The sequence below is a fragment of the Zoogloea sp. genome, assembly GCF_041904905.1.
GTDB lineage: Bacteria > Pseudomonadota > Gammaproteobacteria > Burkholderiales > Rhodocyclaceae > Zoogloea.
This window is the reverse complement of sequence record NZ_JAYRMI010000132.1, coordinates 1-2,279: the sequence shown is the minus strand read 5'-3', so window position 1 is coordinate 2,279 and position 2,279 is coordinate 1. Positions and strand designations below refer to the sequence as shown.

General features: G+C 65.2%; 2 protein-coding genes. One reads left to right on the top strand and one right to left on the bottom strand.

Annotated features, from left to right (window positions below; translation table 11 throughout):
• The coding region (ahpF, locus tag ACE3N6_RS19140; protein WP_374247412.1) for an alkyl hydroperoxide reductase subunit F at nucleotides 1–1,508 on the top strand (1,508 nt) is incomplete at its 5' end.
• A 478-nt stretch (nucleotides 1,509–1,986) separates the two neighbouring features.
• On the opposite strand, the gene ACE3N6_RS19135 is transcribed toward ahpF, so the two are convergent.
• The coding region (locus ACE3N6_RS19135; RefSeq protein WP_374247411.1) for a Smr/MutS family protein at nucleotides 1,987–2,279 on the bottom strand (293 nt) is incomplete at its 5' end.

The window sequence follows — 2,279 nt, the reverse complement described above, 5'->3', positions numbered from 1 at the left end:
AAACACAAGCAAAGTCGGCGGAAACCCGCGAACTGCTGGAAACGATCGCCGGTCTGTCCGACAAGGTGACCGCCCGGTTCGACGGCGACAACGCCCGCAAGCCCTCTTTCACCATCGCCGCGAAGGCCCGGCCCGAAGCCGAAGTGCGCTTTGCCGGCGTGCCGATGGGTCACGAATTCACCTCGCTGGTGCTCGCCCTGCTGTGGGCGGGCGGCCATCCGCCCAAGGTCTCCGACGAGGCGCTGGAACAGATCGCCGCACTGGATGGCGACATGAATTTCGAGATGTTCTTCTCGCTGTCCTGCCACAACTGCCCCGACGTGGTGCAGGCGCTGACGCTGATCGCGCTGAAGAACCCTAAGGCCAAGGTCACGCTGATCGAAGGCGGCGCCTATCAGGCCGAAGTCGAGGAACGCGGCGTCATGGCCGTGCCCGCCACGTTCCTGAACGGCGAGATGTGGGCCTCGGGCAAGATCAGCCTCGAAGAGATCCTCGCGAAGCTCGACACCGGCGCTGCCGCCAAGGCCGCCGCCAAGCTGGCCGAAAAGAAGCCCTTCGAAGTGCTGGTGATCGGCGGGGGCCCCGCCGGGGCCTCGGCCGCGATCTACACCGCGCGCAAGGGCTTCAGCACCGGCATCGCCGCTGAACGCTTCGGCGGGCAGGTGCAGGACACCATGGGCATCGAAAACTTCATCTCGGTCCCCTATACCGAAGGCCCCAAGCTGGCGGCCGCGCTGGAAACCCACGTCAAGGAATACGAGATCGACGTGATGAACCTGCTGCGCGCCGAAAAGCTGATCCCGGCGAAGGAATTGGGCGGCTATCACGAGGTGGTGTTCGATAACGGCGCCTCGCTAAAGGCCCGCAGCCTCGTGCTCTCCACCGGCGCCCGCTGGCGCAACCTGGGCGTGCCGGGTGAGGAGCAGTACCAGACCAAGGGCGTGGCCTATTGCCCGCACTGCGACGGCCCGCTGTTCAAGGGCAAGCGAGTGGCGGTGATCGGCGGCGGCAACTCGGGCGTCGAAGCGGCGATCGACCTTGCCAATATCGTCGGCCACGTGACGCTGATCGAATTCGATCCCAAGCTGCGCGCCGATCAAGTGCTGCAGGACAAGCTGCGCTCGTTCGCCAATGTCGACATCGTGGTCTCGGCCCAGACCACCGAAGTCACCGGCGACGGCGAGAAGGTGAATGGCCTGTCCTACAAGGACCGCGAGAGCGGCGAGGAAAAGCACGTCGAACTGGAAGGCGTGTTCGTCCAGATCGGTCTGGTGCCCAACACCGAGTGGCTCAAGGACAGCGGCGTGGAACTCAGCCCGCGCGGCGAGATCGTGATCGACACCAAGGGCGCGACAAACCTGCCCGGCGTGTTCGCTGCGGGCGATGCGACCACGGTGCCCTACAAGCAGATCATCATCTCGATGGGCGAAGGCGCCAAGGCCGCGCTGTCGGCCTTCGATTACCTGATCCGCAATGAGGCCCCGGCTGAAGTGCCCGAAATGGCCTGACGACGGAGGTTCTGCTGCCAGGAACGAGATGGGCGGGCCGGTGTGTCCGCCCGTTTTCGTGTCAGGCTAATCACCCTGGCCACGCAGCAAGGCAACCCGTCCCGGCGCGCTCGACACTCTTGCTGCACTGCGGCATAAGGCAGTCATGAACTTCTTCCAGCAGTACGAAGCGGCGATCGCCTGGATCGTCCACCTGTGCCCCCAGCCCGACAAGTTCGCGCATACTTACGCGGGTCTGCTGATCTGGCTCTTGTCGGGCCTAATCCTGCGCCGTCCGCTCTGGTCGATCTGGACGCTCGTCCCCGTCGTCGTGCTGGAGCTTGCCAACGAGATGGTGGACAGGGTCGCACACGGATCGTGGACATGGCACGACACATGGCGGGACATGGCCGCGACCTGGTTCTGGCCTTTCGTGCTGGTGGCATGCCTGCAGCTGTTTCCCGCACTCACCGGCCGCAGACGGCAAGGTAAGGCGAGCCTAACGCCTTTTACGCAGCACCAGATAGAGAGCCCCCTGCCCGCCGTGGCGGCGGTGCGCGCCGCGCACGGCGACGATGTCCGAGGCGTGCTCGCTGGCGGCGAGCCAGTCTGAGATCTTGGCGCGTATGGCGCCGCGCCGGTCGCCACGGTCCATGGCATCGGCCTGCCGGGGCTTGCCAGTCACGACCAGCACCACGCGCGCGCCCAGTGCCTTGGCCTGCGTCAGCCCGTGCATCAACCGGCTATAGGCCTGATCCAGATTGGAGCCGTGCAGATCGAGACTGAAATCCG